The organism is Paenibacillus sp. GQ49, assembly GCF_059759055.1.
In genome coordinates, this window is record NZ_JCAXEL010000001.1 from 1 (window position 1) to 22,303 (window position 22,303).

Annotated in this window: 18 protein-coding genes; 3 read left to right on the plus strand and 15 right to left on the minus strand. The window is 43.9% G+C overall.

Annotated features, from left to right (window positions below; translation table 11 throughout):
* Window positions 1-13 precede the first annotated feature (13 nt).
* From AC6CIF_RS00005 to AC6CIF_RS00015, 3 genes are all read right to left on the minus strand, one after another.
* Entirely contained in the window at window positions 14-952 is a 939-nt protein-coding gene (locus AC6CIF_RS00005; protein WP_498197171.1) for a tyrosine-type recombinase/integrase, read from the minus strand.
* A gap of 159 nt (window positions 953-1,111) precedes the next feature.
* The gene (locus AC6CIF_RS00010) at window positions 1,112-2,263 is read right to left on the minus strand and encodes an iron-containing alcohol dehydrogenase (RefSeq protein ID WP_498197173.1); all 1,152 of its coding nucleotides are present in this window, start codon (window positions 2,261-2,263) and stop codon (window positions 1,112-1,114) included.
* 246 nt (window positions 2,264-2,509) lie between these two features.
* The gene (locus tag AC6CIF_RS00015; RefSeq protein WP_076217123.1) at window positions 2,510-4,204 is read right to left on the minus strand and encodes a M3 family oligoendopeptidase; all 1,695 of its coding nucleotides are present in this window, start codon (window positions 4,202-4,204) and stop codon (window positions 2,510-2,512) included.
* A 605-nt stretch (window positions 4,205-4,809) separates the two neighbouring features.
* Here AC6CIF_RS00015 and AC6CIF_RS00020 point away from each other — a divergent pair.
* Complete coding sequence (locus AC6CIF_RS00020) at window positions 4,810-5,565, plus strand: hypothetical protein (RefSeq protein WP_498197176.1); 756 nt, start codon at window positions 4,810-4,812, stop codon at window positions 5,563-5,565.
* 117 nt (window positions 5,566-5,682) lie between these two features.
* A complete protein-coding gene (locus AC6CIF_RS00025) occupies window positions 5,683-5,895 on the plus strand; it encodes a cation:proton antiporter regulatory subunit (RefSeq protein WP_017688899.1) in 213 nt (70 codons plus the stop codon).
* Window positions 5,896-5,945: 50 nt separating this feature from the next.
* Here AC6CIF_RS00025 and AC6CIF_RS00030 read toward each other — a convergent pair whose 3' ends face one another.
* Window positions 5,946-8,693, minus strand: a complete 2,748-nt coding sequence (locus AC6CIF_RS00030; RefSeq protein ID WP_498197179.1) for a PAS domain-containing hybrid sensor histidine kinase/response regulator — start codon at window positions 8,691-8,693, stop codon at window positions 5,946-5,948.
* Window positions 8,694-8,903: 210 nt separating this feature from the next.
* Between AC6CIF_RS00030 and tgl the strand changes: the two genes are divergently transcribed.
* Entirely contained in the window at window positions 8,904-9,728 is an 825-nt protein-coding gene (tgl, locus tag AC6CIF_RS00035; protein ID WP_498197181.1) for a spore coat transglutaminase TGL, read from the plus strand.
* A gap of 139 nt (window positions 9,729-9,867) precedes the next feature.
* On the opposite strand, the gene infC is transcribed toward tgl, so the two are convergent.
* From infC to yrkP, 11 genes are all read right to left on the minus strand, one after another.
* Window positions 9,868-10,359, minus strand: a complete 492-nt coding sequence (gene infC / locus AC6CIF_RS00040) for a translation initiation factor IF-3 (RefSeq protein WP_498197183.1) — start codon at window positions 10,357-10,359, stop codon at window positions 9,868-9,870.
* A 120-nt stretch (window positions 10,360-10,479) separates the two neighbouring features.
* Complete coding sequence (locus AC6CIF_RS00045) at window positions 10,480-11,412, minus strand: manganese-dependent inorganic pyrophosphatase (protein ID WP_498197186.1); 933 nt, start codon at window positions 11,410-11,412, stop codon at window positions 10,480-10,482.
* A gap of 255 nt (window positions 11,413-11,667) precedes the next feature.
* Window positions 11,668-12,420: a metallophosphoesterase family protein gene (locus tag AC6CIF_RS00050; protein ID WP_100528824.1), complete on the minus strand. Its 753-nt coding sequence runs from the start codon at window positions 12,418-12,420 to the stop codon at window positions 11,668-11,670.
* A gap of 99 nt (window positions 12,421-12,519) precedes the next feature.
* Complete coding sequence (locus AC6CIF_RS00055) at window positions 12,520-13,527, minus strand: LLM class flavin-dependent oxidoreductase (protein ID WP_498197188.1); 1,008 nt, start codon at window positions 13,525-13,527, stop codon at window positions 12,520-12,522.
* A 235-nt stretch (window positions 13,528-13,762) separates the two neighbouring features.
* Window positions 13,763-15,700: an LTA synthase family protein gene (locus tag AC6CIF_RS00060; RefSeq protein ID WP_498197190.1), complete on the minus strand. Its 1,938-nt coding sequence runs from the start codon at window positions 15,698-15,700 to the stop codon at window positions 13,763-13,765.
* Between the two features lie 115 nt (window positions 15,701-15,815).
* Window positions 15,816-18,179: a putative PEP-binding protein gene (locus tag AC6CIF_RS00065; protein ID WP_498197192.1), complete on the minus strand. Its 2,364-nt coding sequence runs from the start codon at window positions 18,177-18,179 to the stop codon at window positions 15,816-15,818.
* 261 nt (window positions 18,180-18,440) lie between these two features.
* Window positions 18,441-19,238: a hypothetical protein gene (locus AC6CIF_RS00070; protein ID WP_237175792.1), complete on the minus strand. Its 798-nt coding sequence runs from the start codon at window positions 19,236-19,238 to the stop codon at window positions 18,441-18,443.
* Between the two features lie 168 nt (window positions 19,239-19,406).
* A complete protein-coding gene (locus tag AC6CIF_RS00075) occupies window positions 19,407-19,724 on the minus strand; it encodes a hypothetical protein (RefSeq protein WP_498197194.1) in 318 nt (105 codons plus the stop codon).
* Between the two features lie 386 nt (window positions 19,725-20,110).
* Window positions 20,111-20,290, minus strand: coding sequence for a YolD-like family protein (locus AC6CIF_RS00080; protein ID WP_076217134.1), 180 nt, complete (start codon window positions 20,288-20,290; stop codon window positions 20,111-20,113).
* A gap of 10 nt (window positions 20,291-20,300) precedes the next feature.
* Complete coding sequence (locus AC6CIF_RS00085) at window positions 20,301-21,617, minus strand: sensor histidine kinase (RefSeq protein ID WP_498197196.1); 1,317 nt, start codon at window positions 21,615-21,617, stop codon at window positions 20,301-20,303.
* A complete protein-coding gene (gene yrkP, locus AC6CIF_RS00090) occupies window positions 21,604-22,299 on the minus strand; it encodes a two-component response regulator YrkP (RefSeq protein ID WP_076217136.1) in 696 nt (231 codons plus the stop codon). The genes AC6CIF_RS00085 and yrkP overlap by 14 nt, the downstream gene beginning before the upstream one ends.
* Window positions 22,300-22,303 lie beyond the last annotated feature (4 nt).

A 22,303-nucleotide genomic window follows, 5' to 3' on the forward strand; every position in this document is an offset into this window, starting at 1 on the left:
TGGAGGTTTTTCTCTACACTTTTAGATTATTTCTCGGATTAAACCGTGAAAGTACATCCTTCTTCCGTTCAACAGACACTTCTGTGTATATTTGGGTCGTGCTGACATTGGTATGTCCGAGAATTTCTTGGACTGATCGTAAATCTGCACCATTATTCAGCAGATGTGTAGCAAAGCTGTGCCTGAGATAGTGCGGTGTTGATTTTTTGCTAACCTTAGATAAGTCCCTGTATTTAGAATAAATATCCTCAATGGAGTAAATGGAGAGTCGATCACCATATTTGTTAAGGAACAGAGCATCAGATTGGGGGTCGAAATGTTCGCGAGCATGCAACCATGTTTTAATTTTATGGATGACTTCGCTACTTGAAATGTAGAGCAGCCGCTCCTTACGACCTTTTCCAAAAATCAATACGGTTTTCTCTTCGAGATCGATGTGCTCCATATCAATATTCACTAGTTCTCCAATACGAATTCCAATCACATAGAGCAGTTCAATAATAGCATCGTTGCGAAGGTTGATTCTTCTTCTAAAACTCGTGTGTAATTGTTTCATGTGCTCTTGAGGTGCATTTAATAACTTCTCAACCTCATTGACAGAGAGTGTCTTTGGAATACGTCTTGCCGTTTTGAATTTTTTTCCGAAACCAATAATTGGGGACTCGATTATATCTCCGCTTTGAACCAAATAATTAAAAAATGCTTTGAAGCATATGTACTTTCTTTTAATGGTCGAGTCTTTAAGTGTGTGTTCACTGTTTAATTGTTCCAGATACATTCGTAAATTTTCTCTGGTTACATCATGAATATGTTTAGTATCAAGCCATTCTACAAGTCTGTTGAGATCAGACAGATAGGCTTTAATGGATTTAAGGGATAGATTACGCTCCACGCTTAAATAAGTCTCATATTGCTTAATATAGCTGTTTAGGTTACTTGTACTAAGTCTCATGATGCCTCCTGATGTCGATTTCATATGTTGCCAATGGCCCGACCTACATTATTACGCATTGAACTCCATTTGTGAAGATGCCCAAAGGCATATATGCAATATCCGAAATTAGAAAACACAAAAAAGAGCCGGATTCCCTCCGACTCGATACGCTCGCACTTATATTATTTTGCGGAACAGCTCCATCACTTCATCCTTGGATGGTTGATAGGGATTGCCTGGTGCACAGGCATCTTTCATCGCGTTATCGGCAAGCAGTTCCACATCGGGATCTTTTACACCCAGTTCAGACAGTTTCTCAGGAATGCCTACTTCCTTCGATAGCTGACGTATGGCCTCAATAACGTAATCGGAACACTCCTCATCACTTCTACCCTTCACATCCATACCAATTGCCTTAGCAATATGACGGAATTTTCCGGGTACATGCTTGGCGTTTAACTCTTCCACATAGGGGAGTAACATTGCGTTACAGACACCGTGCGGCAGATCATATACGCCACCCAGTTGATGCGCCATCGCATGGACATAACCTAATCCTGCATTATTAAAAGCAATCCCGCCAAGGAAACACGCATACGTCATATGTTCCCGCGCTTCCAGATCACTGCCGTCTCTCACGGCTCTAGGCAAATATTCAAAGATCAATTCAACAGCTGCTGCAGCTGTCGCACTTGTCACTGTAAATCCACCCGGTGTAACCATCGCTTCTACGGCATGGGTCAACGCATCCATTCCTGTGGCCGCTGTGAGACTTGCAGGTTTGCTGAGCATCAACTCTGGATCATTAACCGACAGGGAGACCAGACTGTTGCGGTCCACCATCACCATCTTCACTTTACGTTCCTCATCTGTAATCACGTAGTTAATTGTCACCTCGCTCGATGTGCCCGCTGTTGTGTTAAAAGCCACAAGTGGTACGGACTTATGTTTCGATTGATGCAGTCCTTCATATTCACGGATATGCCCACCGTTCGTAGCTACAATACCAATCCCTTTGGCAGCATCCTGCGGTGAACCTCCGCCTATCGATATAATGGCGTCACAGCCATGATCCTGGAATACTTGAAGTCCATCATGTACATTCTGACATGTTGGATTAGGCTGAACCTCATCATATACAACATATTCTAACCCTGATTTTCTTAGTATAGACAGTACCTGTTCAGCAACGCCTGAAGTAATCAATTGACGATCACTTACAACCAGCGCCTTGCGGATACCCATCTGTTCAATCATCTGACCTGCTTCCTGTAAACAGCCTCTACCCATCAAGTTCACGGGCGGAACATAATATGCATGTGTTGCCATTTGAACCAGCCTCCTGTAACCCCTGATTTACTATCTCCATTGTAACTGAATCCGTTTTCAGATATAGTGAAATAAATCACAATGAGTCCGATAAATGTTACACTGAAGGTTGATTTTTACCTATAATGAAAAAGACGACCCAGACACCCGAAGGTCTCCAAGCCGTCTTACTTATCTATCTTAAAGCTTTATCCACAACTTATACCTTACTGAAGGTACTATTACTAAAAGCATCCTGACGAAGGCTTACAGCGCCTTATCGTTCACGCCGTCAAGCCATGCCTCAATATCGCCAATTACGGAGGATACACAGCCATCCTCGAATGGTGAGTTCAATCCAGCCAGTTCAACCAATCCGGTGAAGGACAGGCTTCCTCCCGCTTTGCACAATGTCAGATAGTCGGCCCATGCGGACTTCATGTCCTCATTGCTGCGTTTCCAGAACTGGAATGCACAGATTTGTGCCAACGTGTAGTCAATGTAGTAGAACGGCGATGAGAAAATGTGACCTTGCTTATGCCAGAAACCACCCTGCTCCAGATACGCATTATCTTTGTAATTGATGTGTGGCAGATAGGTCTTCTCAATGTTGCGCCATGCCTGCTTACGCTCCGTTGGAGTTGCATCCGGATTCGCATACACAAAATGCTGGAATTCATCCACAGCTACACCATACGGAATGAACAACAGACCGGAAGACAGGTGATCAAACTTGTACTTGTCCGTATCTTCTTTGAAGAACAACTGCATCCACGGCCATGTGAAGAACTCCATACTCATGGAATGAATCTCAGCAGATTCATATGTCGGCCAGTTGTATTCAGGCACTGCAAAATCACGGCTCTCATACACTTGGAAAGCATGACCTGCTTCATGTGTCAATACATCAATATCACCGGATGTACCGTTGAAGTTAGAGAAGATAAACGGCACTTTGTAATCGTTCAGGAACGTACAATATCCGCCGCCCTGTTTACCTTTTTTGCTTACCAGATCCATAAGCTCGTTTTCAGTCATCATCTGGAAAAATGCATCCGTCTCTGGTGATAATTCAGCGTACATTTTTTTACCATTATCGATAATCCAGTCCGCGTCACCTTTAGGTGTCGGGTTACCCGTCTTGAAGCTGAAACCCTGATCGTAATAATACAGCGTATCCACATCAATCCGATTACGCTGGCGCTCTCTGAGCTTGGTCGCCACAGGTACGATATAATCACGAACTTGCGCCCGGAAGTTAGCTACCATCTCTGCATTGTAATCCGTACGGTTCATGCGATCATAACCGAGTTCCACATAGCTTGGATAACCCAGTTTCTTCGCGATTTGTGTACGCACTTTAACCAGTTCATCGTAAATGCGATCGAATTCAGCTTCATGTTCAGCCATGAAAGTGTATCTGGCTTCCGAAGCACGCTCCCGCATGGAGCGATCCGTGGACAGTTCAAATGGATGAAGCTGTGGCAACGTGCGCTCTTCACCTTCGAACGGAATTTTGGCAGATGCGATCAATTGATTGTATTCTGTGGAAAGTTTGTTCTCCTTCTGGAGTTCTTCAATAATTTCCGGACTGAATGTTTTCAGTGAAAGATCCGCCAGTTGGAACAGCTGTGAACCCCATTTTTGTTCCAACTCGTTGCGGAATTTGGAGTTAACCAGTGCACGGTAAAAATCTGTAATATATTCCTGCACAATTGGTGCATTCTCATCCAAAAATTCGTTCTCCGCCTTGTAAAACTCATCATTGGTATCAATGGAATGACGGATGTAGACCAATTGGGCTTGTGTCTCAAAATCACTGCGCAGCGCGTTAATCTGATCCATGAACCCACTCTGTTCTTCAACCGTTGCCGCAGCTTCAAAACCGCTCAACAGCTCACGGAAAGATGTCTTGATGTGTTCCAGATTCGGACGTGTATACGTATACTCACTAAATTTCATTTATGTACACCCTTTCCTGTTTGGCAGAATTTCGGGAGTATCCCGAGTTAAACTACCCCCTATTATACAAAAAAGCAGCTAAAAAATCCCATAATTACGAAAAATATTTGTCCATCGGTCAAATTGTAAAACATGAATGGTTACATATATTACGTACTTATGTAAGGTCAGTGCCTCACAATTTTCCCCACACAAATAAGCCCGCCTCGCGTTAGCGAAGCCAGCTTATAGGTTGTCTCTCTTCTTTTCACATTTAAACAATACTAGCTTTGGTCTTTATCCATAATCTGATAGAACCAGCCCATTCCGACCATGCCCACGACCATAATAACAGCCATAATAATGATATATGTCATGAATGTAACCTCCCTGCTTCCGTATATTCATCACACTACTACTAGTGTACACGGTGAAGCGCCGTTTGAATTGACCGAACATTGACAAAAATACGAAATCTTTAATTTTAATAAATGGATTATTTCCCCGATCACACTAAATCATACGTACCTCGCTGCACGGTGCAAAGTTTCATCCGCCATGCTTACGGTGTATACTATACTTCTATGAAATGGAATTTGGATTTTTACGCAGAAAGGTTGAAAGACATGTCAACTCGCATCCCCTTACGTCAGCTATTTCTTACTGTTTTATTAGCCCTTATGTTATCTGTTTTAACCGCCTGTGCTGATGGAGAAGCCCATCTAACGGTAAATATGGATGGATCAACGGATCTGGATCTCAATCTCAACGTAAAGGACTCCGCTCTTGGAAAAATTGGACAAGACAATCTCATGCCTCTGATCGCAGATGCATTGAATCGAAATAACTTCCAGGCAGAGGTTTCGGAACAGGGGGATCAGAAGCAGCTCACAGCGACCACCCATTATGAAAAAAGCAATAAAACCAGCTTTGATACGTCCAAGTTACCACAAGGGATCAAGGTTGAACAATCAACTTCACCCGGCTTCTTCACTTCCAAGATGCACATTACAGCAGAAGCCGACCTCATGGAGTCCATGCCCGATGGTGAGATCAAAAATCAAATTAACAAGGTGCCTAGCTTTCTTAAAAACCTCTTGTTAAAAGATGTTAACCTTGACTTCAAGTTGTCTTTGCCCATCAAGGCAGCCGATTCCAATGCCGATCAGGTGGAGGATGGCGGAAAAACGCTCATTTGGCACGTTTCACCCCTCCAGATGAATAAACTGGATCTGACTGTACAGGTTCCCAATATTCGGAATATCATCATAATTGCAGTCATTGGCCTATTATGTATCGCTGCTCTGCTCATTTGGTTTTTTGTTCGTCGCAGACGGGCCAGACAGCGCCATAGTGCAAGATCACATCGCGGAAAAAATTAATTCTTCACACCAATTTTATTTGTGACTTGCCAAACGGTGTTATGGATAGTAGAATACATCCGTACTGTGTGAACGGTTAATTTTTTATTAAGCAAAGCTAAAGAGGTGACAGGTTTCATGAATATCCGCGAATGCCCACTACCTGGTATCGGAGTAAAGTACCAGTTTGATACAAAGGGCGGCCATCAGTTAGTCATTATTGTGCATGAGGACGGACGCCGTGAATTATTCTCCGTTGATCCACAAGACAACGAAGAACTCACTCTGATTGCAGATTTGGAAGATGACGAATGTGTGACTCTCTCCGGTTTAATCGGAGGCTGGTCGTAAATGACAGAATAACCTGTACCTTGAATTTCAAGGCGCAGGTTATTTTTCTGTTACGTTACCCTTTGAGAGCGAATATATGGAACCCAAGTATTCAGTACGCGGCTAATCTCCGTGGAATGAAACGGTTTGCTGATAAAGTCCTGCATCCCGCATTTCAGACACTCCTCACGGTCACCGGCGCCTGCAAAAGCTGTAATCGCTGCAATAACCGGTATTTCTGGGTGGCTCTGTCTGATGTGGCAGGTCGCTTCAATCCCATCCATAACTGGCATTTGAATATCCATAAACACCAGGTCATATTGAACCTTGTTCAATGAATCAACGGCCTGTGCACCATTCTCAACGATATCACATACTCCGCCAAACTTGCGCAGCATCTCCTCCAACAGATGACTGTTGACCGCTTGATCCTCAGCAATCAAAATTTTGATGTCATGGGCAAGACTAGCTCGATCCAATTGCAGTTCATCATTCGCGGTGATGTCAATCGGGTCATTACTTTCCTCTAACCACCGCTCCACTACGAGGGTGAACTGGAATTCTGCCCCCTCACCGATCTCACTCTGTACGCCAATCGCTCCGCCCATTAACTCCACCAGTTTTTTGCTGATCGCAAGCCCCAGACCTGTCCCGCCAAACTTGCGATTGATGGCCGGATCAAGCTGTGAGAAGGATTGGAACAATTGATGCTGCTTTTCTATTGGAATGCCGATCCCTGTATCTCTCACCTTAAAGGTCAACATCAGGTTATCCTGACCATGCTCATCTGAGAAATCAGCACCTACGCTTACCATAATACGGCCCTGCTCTGTGAATTTAACGGCATTACCCACCAGATTAATCAAAATCTGCCGGATTCGTGTCTCATCCCCTCTAATGCGTTCAGGAATGTGATCCGACACTTCATAATAGAGTTCAATATTTTTCTCTGATGCCTTCAGTGCAAACAGCTCGATCACCCCACCCAGCATCGCCTTAATATCTACAGGTGCGCGCTCAAGATCCATTTTGCCTGCTTCGATTTTGCTGAAATCCAAAATTTCGTTCAAAATGTATAAAAGGGATTCGCCGCTATCAATCATGATTTCCGCAAAGACTTTCTGTTCATCATCCAGCTCGGTTTCCATTAACAGATGGGCCATGCCCATGATGCCGTTTAATGGCGTACGAAGCTCATGACTCATGATGGCGAGAAACTCGGACTTTGCCCGGTCTGCATGCTCTGCTGCTTCCTTGGCACGTATGATGTCCTTAACAGATGTCATATCACGGAAAACCAACACTGCCCCGCGGGTTCTACCCTGATCCATAATCGGCTTCAATTGGAACTCCGCCAGGAAACTGGATCCATCCTGTCTCCAGAATACGGATTCGGTACGCGGCAGACCTCGTCCCTCACGAACAGCCTGTAGAATTGGTGTATCCTTGGATGGGTAGGGGATGCCTTCGCTCTGCATTTGGATCATCAACTGTTCTAGTGCTTTGCCATTCATTTCACTTGGACAGAAGTTCATGATCTCCGCAGCGGCCGGATTGGCAAAGTTCAGATTCCCTTCCAGGTCCAGTCCAATAACCCCCTCAGACATGCCATTCAAAATCAATGCCCGTTCATAACTAAGATTCTCGATTTCCTCGACGTAACGTTTGGACTCAGTAATGTCACTCGTAATCCCGTAGACCCCAACAACTTTGTCCTCAAGTATAATAGGAACATTAATCACATTTGTTTCAATCCGCTGCCCATTTTTGTGAATTAAACCTATCTCGTAGCTCTGTGCATTGCCCTTCACCGTTTCCTCAAAATGATATCGAGTCTTCTCCAGATCCACAGGATCAATGAGGTGATCAAAAGGCCGACTCAGCAGCTCCTCCTTGGTGTGTCCTGTCAACTGTTCCTGACCCATATTGGCTTTCAGCAGATTGCCTTCCAGATCAAGAGAAGCCACACCTAGGGGATTACAGTCAAATAACGATCTGTACTCCTGCATACTTAACTGTTGTTGCTGGCTGGCTGTGATATCCCGGGTTACGGCGACCATCTCCATTAATTCACCTGAATCGTCATATACATAGTGCGTAATCGTATCTGCCCATACCGTAGATCCATCCTTATGTAACAGGCGATAATTGAGCCGTTTGGGAGCCAGACCCTTTCTCTGCTCTTCTACGTACGCTTCAACCAAAGGCACATCCTCCGGATAGATAACGAATGTTCCCGGCTTACCTATGACTTCTTCCAACTCATAGCCCAACATGCTTTTACATGCATTTGATACATATTTAAATGTACGACTTGAATCGACATCATGTATTGCAATCAGGTCTAGTGAAGACTCCGCCAGCAGCCGAGAGATGCGACTGCTCTCTTCCAATTGTTTACGTTGCACAATGAGGATTTCCTCTGCATCTTTTTGTTTCGTAATATCAGCAGCTTGTACCAGCAAATACAAGGGCTCACCATTCGTTTCATCCCTAACAATACAAGCTCTAATGGTTGCCCATAATAACGAACCGTCCTTTCGTTTCAGACGAACCTCCGTCTCGTACATCGGACTTGTTTCATGGGTCATTTCCCAAAACTTGCTGCGGAATTCCTCCATATGCAGATCTTCTTCGTAGATCATATGTATGACCGAAGTATCGATCAGTTCATCTTCACTGTATGCAAGCATCTCGCAAAATGCAGGATTAAGCTGCAACCACCGTCCATTTACATGCGATGCGACAGCAATGCCGATTGGTGCGTACGTATACAATTGTTCGAACAGATATCGGCTCTCTGTAATGGATTTCGACATTACATGTCCTCCTTTATGAGAATCTGAATGTATTCCGTATGAATAGATCGACCTGAACATAACTTCATCTATAGAGTACTACCCCAAATGCCATGATTGATAAACGAGATCGGACAAAATTGCTGCATGAATCGACATATACTACACAATACCCGTGCTCTCCCGATTATACAATGTTGAATATTCGAATAGGAACGGAGGTTATGGATCATGATCATTGTTGCTAATCAACCCGCCCAGCTGAACCGCTCGGAATGGTCTGATTTTGAATGGTATTGGTTACAGCAACTACAGAATCGTCCTACAAGGTATGTGTACCAATCCATGGATCATCTTCGTTTTGAGTGGGACCTGAGGGGCTCTCTCGTGGATGCAGCGGAAGGATTGGATCGAAGTGGTGTGAGTTTTGCATCCTTTGAAAAATCCAGATGTAATCCTGCCTACTGGAATCGTAATGCGGAAGGTGGGTTCGAACTAAGATCAAACGTGTCCCCCGCCGACGGTATCCGGGATATCTGGAGGAATGGACAGTTATATGCCTTTGAATGTGCAACAGCTACCGTTATTGTGCTGTATGGTGGCGTGCTGGGGAGCATTCGCGAAGACGCCTTTAATTCCCTGTTTCGAAATCTGTTGCTCTTTGACTGGCATTATGACAGTGACCTGCGATTAACTGAAAAAAACGGTAGTGAAACCGCCCTGCCAGGAGATGTGCTGTATTTCAAAAATCCGGATGTTTCTCCGGAAACCCCCGAGTGGCAGGGAGAGAATACGTTCATGTTGCGCGAGAACTTGTATTATGGTCATGGCATTGGTATTGCAAGTGGCGAAGAGATTATACGAACCCTGAATCAGTTCCGCGTTCCAGGTAGCCGGGTCTCCGCCTACTTAATGGATATGGTGATCTATCCGGACTTCTTTTATTTATCCCGATTCGCCAAAAACAGCCAGAATAATATTGCCGCTGGTTCTACGCCTGTATTACCCGGACAGTTATATGTACGACTTGGTGGCAGCCGTTATTTACGCAGCTGAACTACTAATGATGACAAACAAGCCCAATACAGCAGCAGTTAACCTGCCACCTCATTGGGCTTTTTTTACATTCAAAAGATCATTACGGTATCAATATTCGCCTTACCTTTGTGCTACATCGAGGATCTCTCCTGTCAGTTTAAGCAATCGGGTCCAGTTGCACAACAACCTGTTTACCACTTACCTGAACACCTGTCGTTTTGCTACCGAATTCAGCCAGCGATTTGCTCAGTTGCTCAGCCCACTCCTTGCCTACAACTCCTTCTTTGGCTCCATGCACCTGGATGACGAGTTTTACCGAATCACCCTTCTTCAGAATGCGCTCCGCTTGAGATTGCTTCGTCTCCCGGTCATGATCCTCCATCGCAAGGTTCAAGCGAATTTCCTTTACTTTACGTTTATCGGGGGATTTACTCGCTTTTTTCTTCGCCTGCTGCGCTTCCGCTTTGGCCGCTCCAGCTCCAATCAGCTTGCACGGTGGCGGACTCGTCATCAAGGACAGGCACACTAGATCTACCTTATGCTGCTTCGCAAGTAGAAGTGCTTCCTGCGTGGACATCACACCCAGATCTTCACCATTCAGACCCGTAAGCTGCACTTCGGCTGCTTTGATCTTTTCATTTTTGATCATGATTCTTCCTCCTCTACATCAAAAGCCTGTCCTGACCATTTACGGATCAGAGCAGGCTAGGATGGTGTTGCTACTTATTTGTAATACATATCAGCGTACAAATACGCCAATCGGTTTGATTTACAGTGTGTTGAATGCTTCCGTCAGAACCGGTACAATTTGTGATTTGCGTGATACTACGCCTTTCAAGATAGCTCTGCTATCAGACAGCGTCACATTGTAGGCTTTCTCCACAGCTTTAGTGGATGTACCATATGCCAAAGCTACGGAATCGTTGTTCAGAATGTCTGTTACGACAAATACAAACAGGTCGAGACCTTTGCTGGAAATGATCGCTTCAATAGCTGCTTCAAGCTCAGGTTGCTTCACGAGAACATCATTCACGTCAACGGCATTAACCTGTGCAATTTCCACTTTGGATTGACCCATTACGAATTCTTTGGCATCCAGGGAAATTAGTTCAGCAATTGTTTTTTGGCTCAGATCCGCGCCGGCTTTCAGCATGTCCAGACCATAAGTGTCTGCATCTACACCAGCAATGGTAGCCAGTTCACGTGCAGCGGCTACGTCCTGCTCTGTGCAAGTCGGGGATTTGAACAACAGGGAATCGGAGATAATTGCAGACAGCATCAGGCCAGCAATCGGTGCACTCACTTCGATGCCATTTTCTTTGTACATTTTATTCAAAATGGTTGCTGTACAACCTACAGGCTCTGCACGGAAATACAGAGGTCCGCTTGTCTCAAAGTTAGCAATACGGTGATGGTCGATAACTTCAACAACAGTCACTTCCTCAATATCGCTTACACTTTGCTGACGCTCGTTGTGGTCAACCAGAATAACTTTGTTTACTTCATTTGCAGCTGTTTTAATCAGACGTGGTGCTGCAATTTTGAATTGATCCAGTGCAAACTGGGTTTCACCATTGACTTCGCCGAGACGAACAGCTTCAACGTCCTGACCCAATTTTGTTTTGAGATCCGCATAGGCAATTGCCGAACAGATGGTATCCGTATCGGGATTTTTGTGACCGAAGATTAACGCTTTTTCCATATTCATAGCCCTCCGTCAATTCTGATTTAGAATAATACATGTCATATTTCAATCATACCCTACTGATTATAGCGCTAATAAGGCTAAATTCCAATCCCTTTACAGCGAATTAATTGCAAATCATTCTCAGGCAAGTCATTTTGGAAAATAACCAAACTTGGTCATTCCCCTCAAGTCGATATGGTATGTATCCTATTTATTCCATCGTACAACCTTATAAATTAGCATACAAAACTCTGATACGCAACGAAAATATTAAATCTCAGGCTCTTCCGCGCTCTGCCCTTGCCGTACAAAAAAGGTCTGTAGACTGCCGTCCTCGCTAATCTCCAGCAGGTTCAATTGTGCTCCGTAGGCACAACCACCATCAATGCCAATTTTGTCTCCGCTCGGGTCAAACCAAATGCCTGTCTCATCATGCAAATGCTTCACGGGGGTGTGTCCAAATACGACCGTCTCTCTAATCGTCGTTGGTCTGGAATAGAATGATTCACGAATCCAGATGAAGTCCCGCTCGGACTGGCTTCTCCAATCCTCGATATCCGGGTTGATCCCGGCATGCACAAAAATATAACCCGGAATTTCGTACACCAGCGGAAGCTGTTCCAGAAAACGAAGATGGTGTTCATAGTGTGTACGTATCCACTTTTTGGCTTCAGCATAAGCTTCCCAATCTATCTGTTGCTCATCATAAGTAAGCTCCAAATCCAGATAACTTGCCATCGTCTGTAATCCACCATTACGGATCCAGTGTTGATCATATTGCTCAACATCTTGGGTTAACGCCTTGACCATCATGGCATCGTGATTGCCTTTGATCACCATAATATGGTGCTGTTGTTGAAGCTGCATAATCTGTTCGATGACCTGTTTGCTGCTTGGACCTCGATCCACATAATCACCGAGTAAAATCAATTCATCCTGCTGCGGATTATAATCTGCAAGCTTAAGCAATGCATTAAATTCATCGTAACAGCCATGAATATCACTAATGACACATCTGCGCATGTGAATCTCTCCTCTCCCTGATCACGCAAGAGTATAACCGGAACCTTGCATGAGCAAAGTTCCAGTCTGTTTAGAGTAGTTATTCCCGCTTGCTCACCATTAGTCCTGCTTGAGTCCAAAGGCTTCTGCAATCAAGCCGAATGAGCGCAGACGTGCTTCAAACGAATGGACCGCTGATGCAATAATGACTTCATTTGCTTCATGGCGTTCAGCCATTGCGGTAATTTTGTCTTTCACCTGATCCGGTGTTCCCACGATGGAAAAAGAACGACGTTGACGAATCTGTTCCATCTCCATCGCTGTGTATGGATAGTTGTTCACCGTCTCCAGAGATGGGAATGAACTTTGTTCAAGACCTCGTCCAAGACGTAAGAAGAAAAGCTCATTGCTGCGTGCAAGTTCAGCAGCTTCTTCCTCTGTCTCCGCGCAGAATGCCGAGACAGCAATCATTGAATGTGGTTTGTCATTCAGGATGGACGGCTTGAAATGTCTGCGGTAATGTTTCATCGCTTCTTCGCCGCCTGGTGTTCCGAAGAATTGGGCAAACGCATACGATGTCCCTTGTGCCGCAGCAATTCTTGCACCTTCGGAGCTGGAACCCAGCAACCACACTTCTGGTACCGTGGGAACCGATGGTCCGGCTACCAGAGATGCAAACCGATGATCCTCGGGCAACTGCTCGTGGAAGTATCCGCCCAGATCCGCGATCTGTTGTGGAAAGAATTGTACATTCGATGATTTCCCTTCATTCAGAGCTCTGCTGGCAATTGGCATGCCGCCCGGTGCTCTGCCAATCCCTAGGTCAATCCGCCCCGGATGCAAAGCTTCCAGCAGACGGAAATTCTCTGCAACCTTATAAGCACTATAATGAGGTAACATAACGCCACCGGAACCTACGCGAATTCGATCCGTATGTGCAGCCACATGTGCAATCATAACTTCAGGACTGGAGAAAGACAGCGCACCACTACCGTGATGCTCCGACATCCAGAAACGGGAGTACCCCAATTGATCCGCATGTTGTGCGAGTTTCACCGTTTCCTGCAACGTATCCTGCACACTTCGTCCTTCATTGATATGTCCATGTTCGAGTACACTCAGTTTCATATATATTCAATCCTCTCGTCTGTTAGGTTCATAAGTACTGTGAATATGAGATCTGCAAATATTACGCGCTTTTGCACACTTCATTCTCGCTCATTCCATTGTAACATTAATTATTACAGTTTCAAACTTTAGTTATTCTCTTTATTACCACACTTGTGCAAGAAACATGCAAAAAAAACGCCACCAGCTTTTGAACTGGTGACGTTTTTGATCTGACCTATTGCAGAAAATTGATTTATGGTGCACGTTTTGGTAACAACTTCACATACTCGTCAGACAGTTTCATCAAGCTGAGCACATGTTCATAATCGGCACGATACGGTTCCAAATTCGTTACCGGTTCATATGTCTTCAACGAATAGGCTGTTCCATCGTCAAAGCCCGCACCCGGGATAAACATAATGTCATCGTTGACAAATGAACCCGTCGGCAAGTAATACCGGATACCGAAGGCATTGTGGTCCATGTTGAGCAGATCATGTCCGAAGGCAGTGAACTTCTCATCTTGAAGGGAAACACCCATCAAGTTCATGATCGTTGGCAACATATCCAACTGACCGCCTGGCTGCTCAATCACTTGTCCTTTGGTCTGTTTCGGCGTATGAATCATTAACGGAATGTTGAATCGACTTACTTTACCGTCATAAGTGACGCCAAGATTGGCCTGAATCTGCTGTGTAATCTCTTCATCAGCAGGCAGACCGAAGTGGTCTCCGTAGAGCACCAACGTTGTGTTATCCCACAAACCGTTCGCCTTCAACTCATTAATGAGCTGACCGACCGCGTAGTCCGTATAGTTGATCGCTTGCAGATAATCGTAAAGCAGTTTATTCGTGATGTTCGCTGGAATCGTGATCCGTGCACGATCAGCGGGAACCGTAAACGGTGAGTGGCTTGATGCCGTAATGAACTGAGCATAGAACGGCTGATTCGCAGTCTGATGCGCAGTCATTTTTTCCACACCTACACGGTACAACTCTTCATCCGATGGTCCAAAGTCATTGAATCTGTCGTTCTCAAAGCTGGGCTTGTCGAAGTAACGAGTGAATCCGAGTGCCGGATACATCTTGTTCCGGTTCCAGAAAGTAACGTCATTCCCATGGAACGTCTCTGACTCATATCCCTTTTCCGCCAGTACCTTGGGAAGACTCGGCAGTTCACGGTCACTATACCCTGCTGACATGGGAACAACTCCGGTTGGATAGATAGACGTGTTCGACATGAACTCCGCGTCTGATGTGTTTCCCTGTCCGATCTGTTGGAAAAAATGAGAGAAATAATAGCTTTCTTTGGCCAGATCATTCAGTACCGGTGTTAACTCCTGACCGTCTAATGAAGCATTAATCGGGAAATTCTGAAAGGACTCCAGTTGCAGTACAATCAGATTACTGCCTTTGGCCTGACCAAAATATTTGGCTTTCACGGCTGAGCCGTTACTTGGTTTATCCTGATACGGATACTTGCTAACCAGCTCATTGATCTTGGCAATTGTTTCGTTAATGTTGCCATTGGCAATGGCCTCATTCTCTTTGCTCGTCAGAATGGCAGACGATACCTGATAGTTCAGGAAACCGAGGTTCTCGGCCCGCACCAGCTCGTTATCAATCGTTTCACCTTTGACAATAAAACTGCCTGACAGCACGATGCAGAATGCAGCGGTAAGCGCAACGCCGAGCTTGCCCCAGTAACGTCTGCGAATTCTGCCAAACGTCAAACCGCTATCGCGATAACTGCTGTAGTTACGCCCGCCCGCACGTCTGCGCATAATCAACCATACTGGCAATGCCAGTACGATGTCTGCAAAAAACAGAAAGTGCGTTGGTCGTACAAGAGGCCCTATACTTCCCCGCACTTGAGCAACTTGCCCCAGTTCACTAAGCACAGTATAGGTGGGTACCGAACTGAAATGAACGTTATACAGCGTAGCCGCGAACAGCACCAGAGAAAACAGAACATTGAATCCTCCGTATACTGCTCGCTTCCAGCCTTTGGGCACGATCAGATCCAGCAGGCATACCACAGTTAGTGCGCCTAATGCGTCAGTTAACAGACCGATGCCAGACAGACCCTGGAAAAAGAAATACCGCAGCAGTGACAGCTTCAACAGCATAAGAATGAATAACACGGTGAATAAGGTCCGTGTTGGAGTTCGTTCATTTTTGGAATTATACATGGTCGCTTTCAACCCTTACCCTGAAATTTTACGTTCATTTTACAAAACGCATATTTCAGTATAACAGTTTTCTGGTTGCTATTCCATGGAAGTTCCGTGTAAGACAGGGTGAGCGTTACGCAATTGTAGAGATATCCGTGTTCTGCGTGTCCGCTCCCTCTCTCTGTCCCTTAATGGCTGCTTGTGCAGCAGCAATTCGTGCATAAGGGATCTGTTCAGGCAAACAGCTTACGTAATCCAGACCAATGCGGTGGCAGAACGTAATCGACTCCAGATCTATAACATTTTCTCCACAGATCCCTGTCTTCAGATGAGGTTTTCGAATTCGACCTTGGACTACAGCCATCTCCACCAGTTGTCCGACTCCCTCAATGTCCAGCACATGAAATGGATTATTCGTTACCGTACGAGAGTCCGTATCACGTTGAAGGAATCGCTTCTCGGCTTCTTGGCGACTATATCCAAACGTCATCTCTGTCAGCTCATCCGCGCCAAACGTGAAAAAGTCTGCCTGGCGAGCAATGTGATTCGCCGTCAGCGCTGCTCTCGGAGCTTCGATCATCGCTCCCACTCTATAGAGACAATGCCGCTTCTCCTCACCAAGTACTTGGTCAGCCACATGATCCACCAAATCTCTCATCACCTGAAGTTCATGTACATGACCGATCTGCGGGATCATAATCTCGGGACGCACCCACCAGCCTTGCCGGATCCCTTTCACCGCTGCGCGGAATATCGCTTCCAGCTGCATATCAACGATCTCCGGGAACACCGTACTCAGCCGACAAGCCTGTTGCCCCAATGTCGGATTATGTTCATACAATTCACAGACTCTGCGAATGACACGCTCCAGTTCCTCCAGTTCTTTCTGATGGTCTTTTTTCTCCTGCCACTCCTCTGCTTGTAACCACTCACGTCGTTTCTCCAACACTCCCAGATCCGGTAACAGTTCATGCAACGGCAAATCGAGCAAACGTATCGTTACCGGGTATCCATCCATCGCTTCAAATATCTGTTCAAAATCAGACTGCTGCATCGGCAACAGACGCTCCAACCCACGCCTGCGTTCGGATTCGCTGTCAGCCAAGATCATTTTTTGTACAAATGGTAACCGCGCAGGTGATAACAGCATGTTCTCCGTCCTGCACAGACCTAGCCCCTCTGCCCCCAGTAGCCGTGCTGTCAGGGCATCCTGTGGTCGATCAGCATTGGCCAGTACCTTCAGCTCTTTCACATCATCAGCCCAAGCGAGCAGTAGTTGCAGATATGCTGATAAAGGTGGACCTGAGTTGTTATAAGCTGGACATTCATCATTAGTTACTGGCTGGATCTGTATGGGCAGATGTCCATTGCTCGCTTCGCTGTTAGAATCTGTGTAGTGTTGCTCCAACACTTCCGTGATATGTCCAGGCTCAATGCGTAACAGTGCATCTTCCTTGGTGATGAGTCCTTCATGGACAAAATCCACAGTACTCCTCAGTGTGGCTGTGGAGGATAATCGTGCGGGCTGGATATGCACAACATACAACGCGCCGGCAACAATCACAAAGGTGATTTCCTGCACTTCTCCATTACGCGTCTCCAACTGGTCTCCAATCTCTAGCAAACTTGTGTACAGCTCAGGTTCGTTCCGTAAACGCTCCAGGCCGTGATCTGTTTGGCTCGCGTTCCCGGTTGGGACGTATCGTCCTGTAATTCCCTTTTCTCCTGTAAGTGGGCTACACGTATATATTGTTCCGGTCCCGCTTGATTCTCCACATTTTCCATGCATCATCGTTTGTATAAGAACAGGAGCGCTTTGCTCCGAAGAGATGTAATATGATTTACGCACGATCTCGTCCTGAGATCTGGATACTATAATACGCTGTGAATGATATACCGCACGTACTGCTTCTTTAAATTGAATTTGAACATCTTGAGGAAAAGGGTTACGCCCCTCCCCTTCAATTAAATATTTAAACTTGGTAATGGTTAATTCAAGTTCCTTTTCATCCCGACTCTTGACATGACTCGATATTTCTGTGAAAAATTCAGACGGAATTGCATGTACCAGCTGTCCATATTCCTTTAAGTAATCTAGATAACATTGGAGTGCATACAACCGGTCACCGGTTTGATGTGCGAGTCCTTCCACAGTAACATCATTCAGACCAACATTGAGCAGTGATCGTGTCGCAGTTGCTGATGCTCGATCCTGGTCCTTACGTACCGCGAGTAGTAGCGGGTTCTCCGAATGTCCGATGAACTTGCCGGTTTGCTGTTCCAGATGCCGGATCGCGTTAATAATCTCTTCCTCTCCTTCACTGGAAAGATGTCCAAGACGGGTACAGAACTCGCGACAGCATTCCGTTGTGACTACAAATCCGGCCGGGACAGACCACCCTGCATGGATTAGCTCTGCAAGATCAGCCCCTGTACTGCCCATTAGCCCTTTCATCTCTGCCGTACCTTCTTCCAACAGAATTACCCGTTTTGTCATTACAGCTCTCCCATCCGCCATTCATGGCTATGCTTGAAGACTTCAAACTCTGCGTTACAGATCAGCCTTCATTCTAATGGTATGTCGCAATCGTTCAGTCAAGGACATTCGCTTTTGCATTTTGTGCTCGTTATCCAGTTTTTTTGTAAACGCTACACTAAAATAAGATGAAACAAGCCTTTCGAGTAGTTGCATTGGCTCATTCATCAAAGTAAACAACAAAGAAGCCCCTTCAGCTAAGCTGGAGGAACTTCACATTTTCTAGTATTCACTTACCTCAAACGTCAGCACCCGATCAAACAGGATATAATCCTTCCGACTCTTAAAAGGTCCTTTGTTATTGTCATGTTTATCAATGGCATACGATGCCTTGCCACTTCCAGCTTGCTTGGCTTCATACCAGTCGATAAAATCATTTACTTCTTTCATGCTTAGGTCGAATTCCTTCTCCAAGCCTGTTGTCATGGTAACGACAAAGATGGCACGGTTAGTGGAAGGTTCCTCTGGTTGTTCCGGAGTTGTAGGTTCTTCTGGTTCTGGTGTGGTTGGTTGCTCTGGTTCAGAAGTATATGCATTAAATTCAAAAACTTTTAACGGTGCACTGGCGTTTGTGTTAACTAGACTAATTTTACTTACACCCGATGCAATCTCAGGTAAAGTTACTAAAGAACCATCGGTCGTACTAACTGTAAAATATCTAACGTACTGTCCTTTACTATCTAACAGTTCAATTACGATATTTGTATTTCTATCTGCTTTCAAACGATAAGATATAACAGTCTGTGGGGATTCAAAATCATAATAGATATGATCTAAAGTTCCTGTAGGTCCCGGGGTACTCTTATCAACAGAAAAAAACGTTTCCTCATTATTGTCAGTAGCTTCTGTACCTATTAAATATCCTCCAGTAAATCCTCCACTGTTATAGAGCCTCTTCCCATCAAGCAGTCCACCACTGTAATCTACTGCAGCTTTCACAGTTTGATTGGGTGCAAGTACAAACAGCAAAACAATTGCTCCAATAAATAAACTAATATTCTTAAAAAATGTTGTTTTCACATGAATCCTCCTAAAGTGTTTATGTACAAACTCACTTTAGTGTACATAGGTTCATGTGTCTAAACATAAACTTGCTCATCTATAAAATTCAGCTAAATTCTTGAAATTTTATTTTTTTATTGGATATAAATCTTCCTAGCGCTCCTAAATTATAAATTAATGAATTTCCTATTCCCATTCACCTTTTTTGACGTAAGTTGCATCATAAGCAACAATTACATTCGTTTTATCTGTTACCTTTTGCATATCATCGAACACAACTTCTTCTTCGCCGTAATCTACTAAACTCGAATCAACTTTCTCGAAGACCCCACAATCCTTCACATAAATTATATCTGGATGGTTAGAATCATATCGTAAGCTTTCAGGAAGATCTTCATCCAAAATTTCATACGATTCGGCGACCGTAGTCGTTGATATTGCTGTAACAGGGGCCATTCCAATAACAGCTATTACTAAAAGCGAGGCCCAGATTTTTTTCTTCATAGGATGTCTATTCTCCAGTTCATTTTTCCTATATTATACAATAAATCAGATTAGTAGAATATTTTTTTATTTTTCTTCGAGTTTAATTTAATATTGAAACCAGCTAGTTTGTAGTTTTAACTCCCACCCCACACGCCATAAATCTCAGTACATCCTCAATCTTCTTCCCATGAGAGATCACACCGTAGTTCATCCACGGCATACGGCATGTTCTATCTATATTCTCATGCATTTTCCTTGAATCGTTTAGGCTGATTTTCACTGTTATTTAGCAGGTTCATCATACTTTAAAGTCGTATGAATTCACCAGCATTCGCAGAGATTGTTATTTTTTCGTGATTTTTTTGTAGTTGTGTTACTCTGGCCTTAAAGGCTAGAGTACTTTTTTAGTTCCCGGCTGAAATAATTTCTTCTAATTTGATCCAACTGTAATCCTCATCACCTCTTACAAGCTTAATTCTCCTGTTGGTTTTTTCAATCGATGTAACAACCCCGCGCATAACTTCATCGTCGAACGAATTGAATACAGTCAAAGTGATAGATCTACGAAAACACGTTACATGCAATTTTAGTCAGCTATTTAAAAGCTCGACTTATTTTAAATTTCAGGATAATTTTGTAATTCTCTTGATCTTCAGATGAAGAGAATTGTCCTAGCATCCGATGCATAATTTTTTCTATGATTTTTTCACCCAATTTATAACTTTCTACAGATTCATTATTTATTTTTAATTTGTTTTCTACACAAATCACAAAATGATTATCTTCTATATAAGTAAATAAATTAATTTTCTGCTCTCGATCTGCATATTTCAGTATGTTCGACAGAAAATTATCAAATACACGCCCAATATTTTCCATATCTATAGTAATCATGACATCCGTAGGGGAACCATTTACAAGCACCTGAAATCCTTCCGCTCTGAGTACAGTTGTAATATCTGACAATACATCATGAATTGATTCCCGAACGGAAAGGGTTACTAAGTCTGCCTCCCTCTCTTTATCTAATAAAAAATATGAAAACAGATCGTCTGTACGATTCTTAAGTTGGAGAGCCTTTTGATACGCACTCTCGATTTGAGACCTTGTTTCTACACATAAATCTTCTGGTGTATTACGGGCAAACTCTAAATACATGATGAGAGATGTCAGTGGCGTACGCATATCGTGAGACATTTCGGTTGCAAGATTTCTACTCTCATTTTGCAAATTGTCTATCCTTTCTAACCTGCCTAAAAATGCTTTACGTAGTTCCTCTATACTTTCCGCAATCATCGCCAATTCATCATACCCTCGTACCGTTATAGAGTAGTCTAATGAGCCGCCTTCAAGGATATGAATTTCATTATTAATTGTGCGCAAATATTTGATCCCTCTACGTATTCCAAATAAAACAATGGTTATAAATAACATTGCGGACAGCAATATTTCAAGCATGTAGGCCACATTATAGTAGTGGGAAAAATAAAATCCATAGATTGAAACGTTACCTGTCCCATCCTTAAATTGTACTGGGTAAGAGTTCCGTCGATCATAATCAGTTTCAGGCTGACTTCCATATGCTCCTTCGTCATCAGCATGGTACAAGGAATCATATTGAAGCACCTGGTTCTGAAATACGTATAAAAATAAATTGCTCTTCTGACTCTTAATCCAGTCTGAAAATGCAATACGATCTGTCGTTGACAGATCGTTTGCTGAAACATATTCTGAAAATTTTTGGACGTAAACTTGAGATTCGGACTTTAAACGCTCATCAGAAGTAAAATAATGATCCATAACCCGATTGCTTATGGACTGCAAAAGTAAAAAACAAAGAACACTTATGGTGAGAGCAATAATTATTAAAATTGTCAACTTTTTAGATATAGTAAGTTTATGAGTGGCCAAAACGGTAACCTCTTCCCCATTCTGTTAAGATATACGCAGGTTTTGCTGGATCGTCTTCGATTTTCAATCGTAATTTTCGGATGTGTACTACTACCGTATTATTTGAACTGTAGAAATAAGGTTCCTTCCAAATACTCTCATAAATATTTTGGGCAGAGAAAATTTTATTTCTTCTGGTCATCAACAGTTTGAGTAGACCGTACTCCAGATCGGAAAGCTCAATCTTCTGACTGCCTTTCCATACATCGTTAAATTGTTCACTTACTTTTAAGCGTCCTCCGATAAGAAATGTTTCGCCATAATCCTTTTTATCTTGATAAATCGTATACCTACGCAACAAAGCAATAACTCTTGCCAGAAGCTCCTGTTCAGAAAAAGGTTTAGTTAAGTAATCATCTCCACCAGCAAGCAAACCTTCCGTTTTGTCCAAAGTTCCGGATTTAGCAGTTAGAAAAAGAATAGGAACATTGTATCGTTCTCTGATTCGTATACAAGCCTCCAGTCCGTTTATTCCAGGCATCATAATATCCAGAATTACCAAATCCAATGACTCATTTACTAATTCAATTCCCTGTTCTCCATCTTTAGCTGTTGTTACTTCATAACCTTCACGGACAAGAGACATACGTAATAGATCACGAATTTCCTGATCATCTTCAACCACTAAAATCCGGCTTGTCATAGTT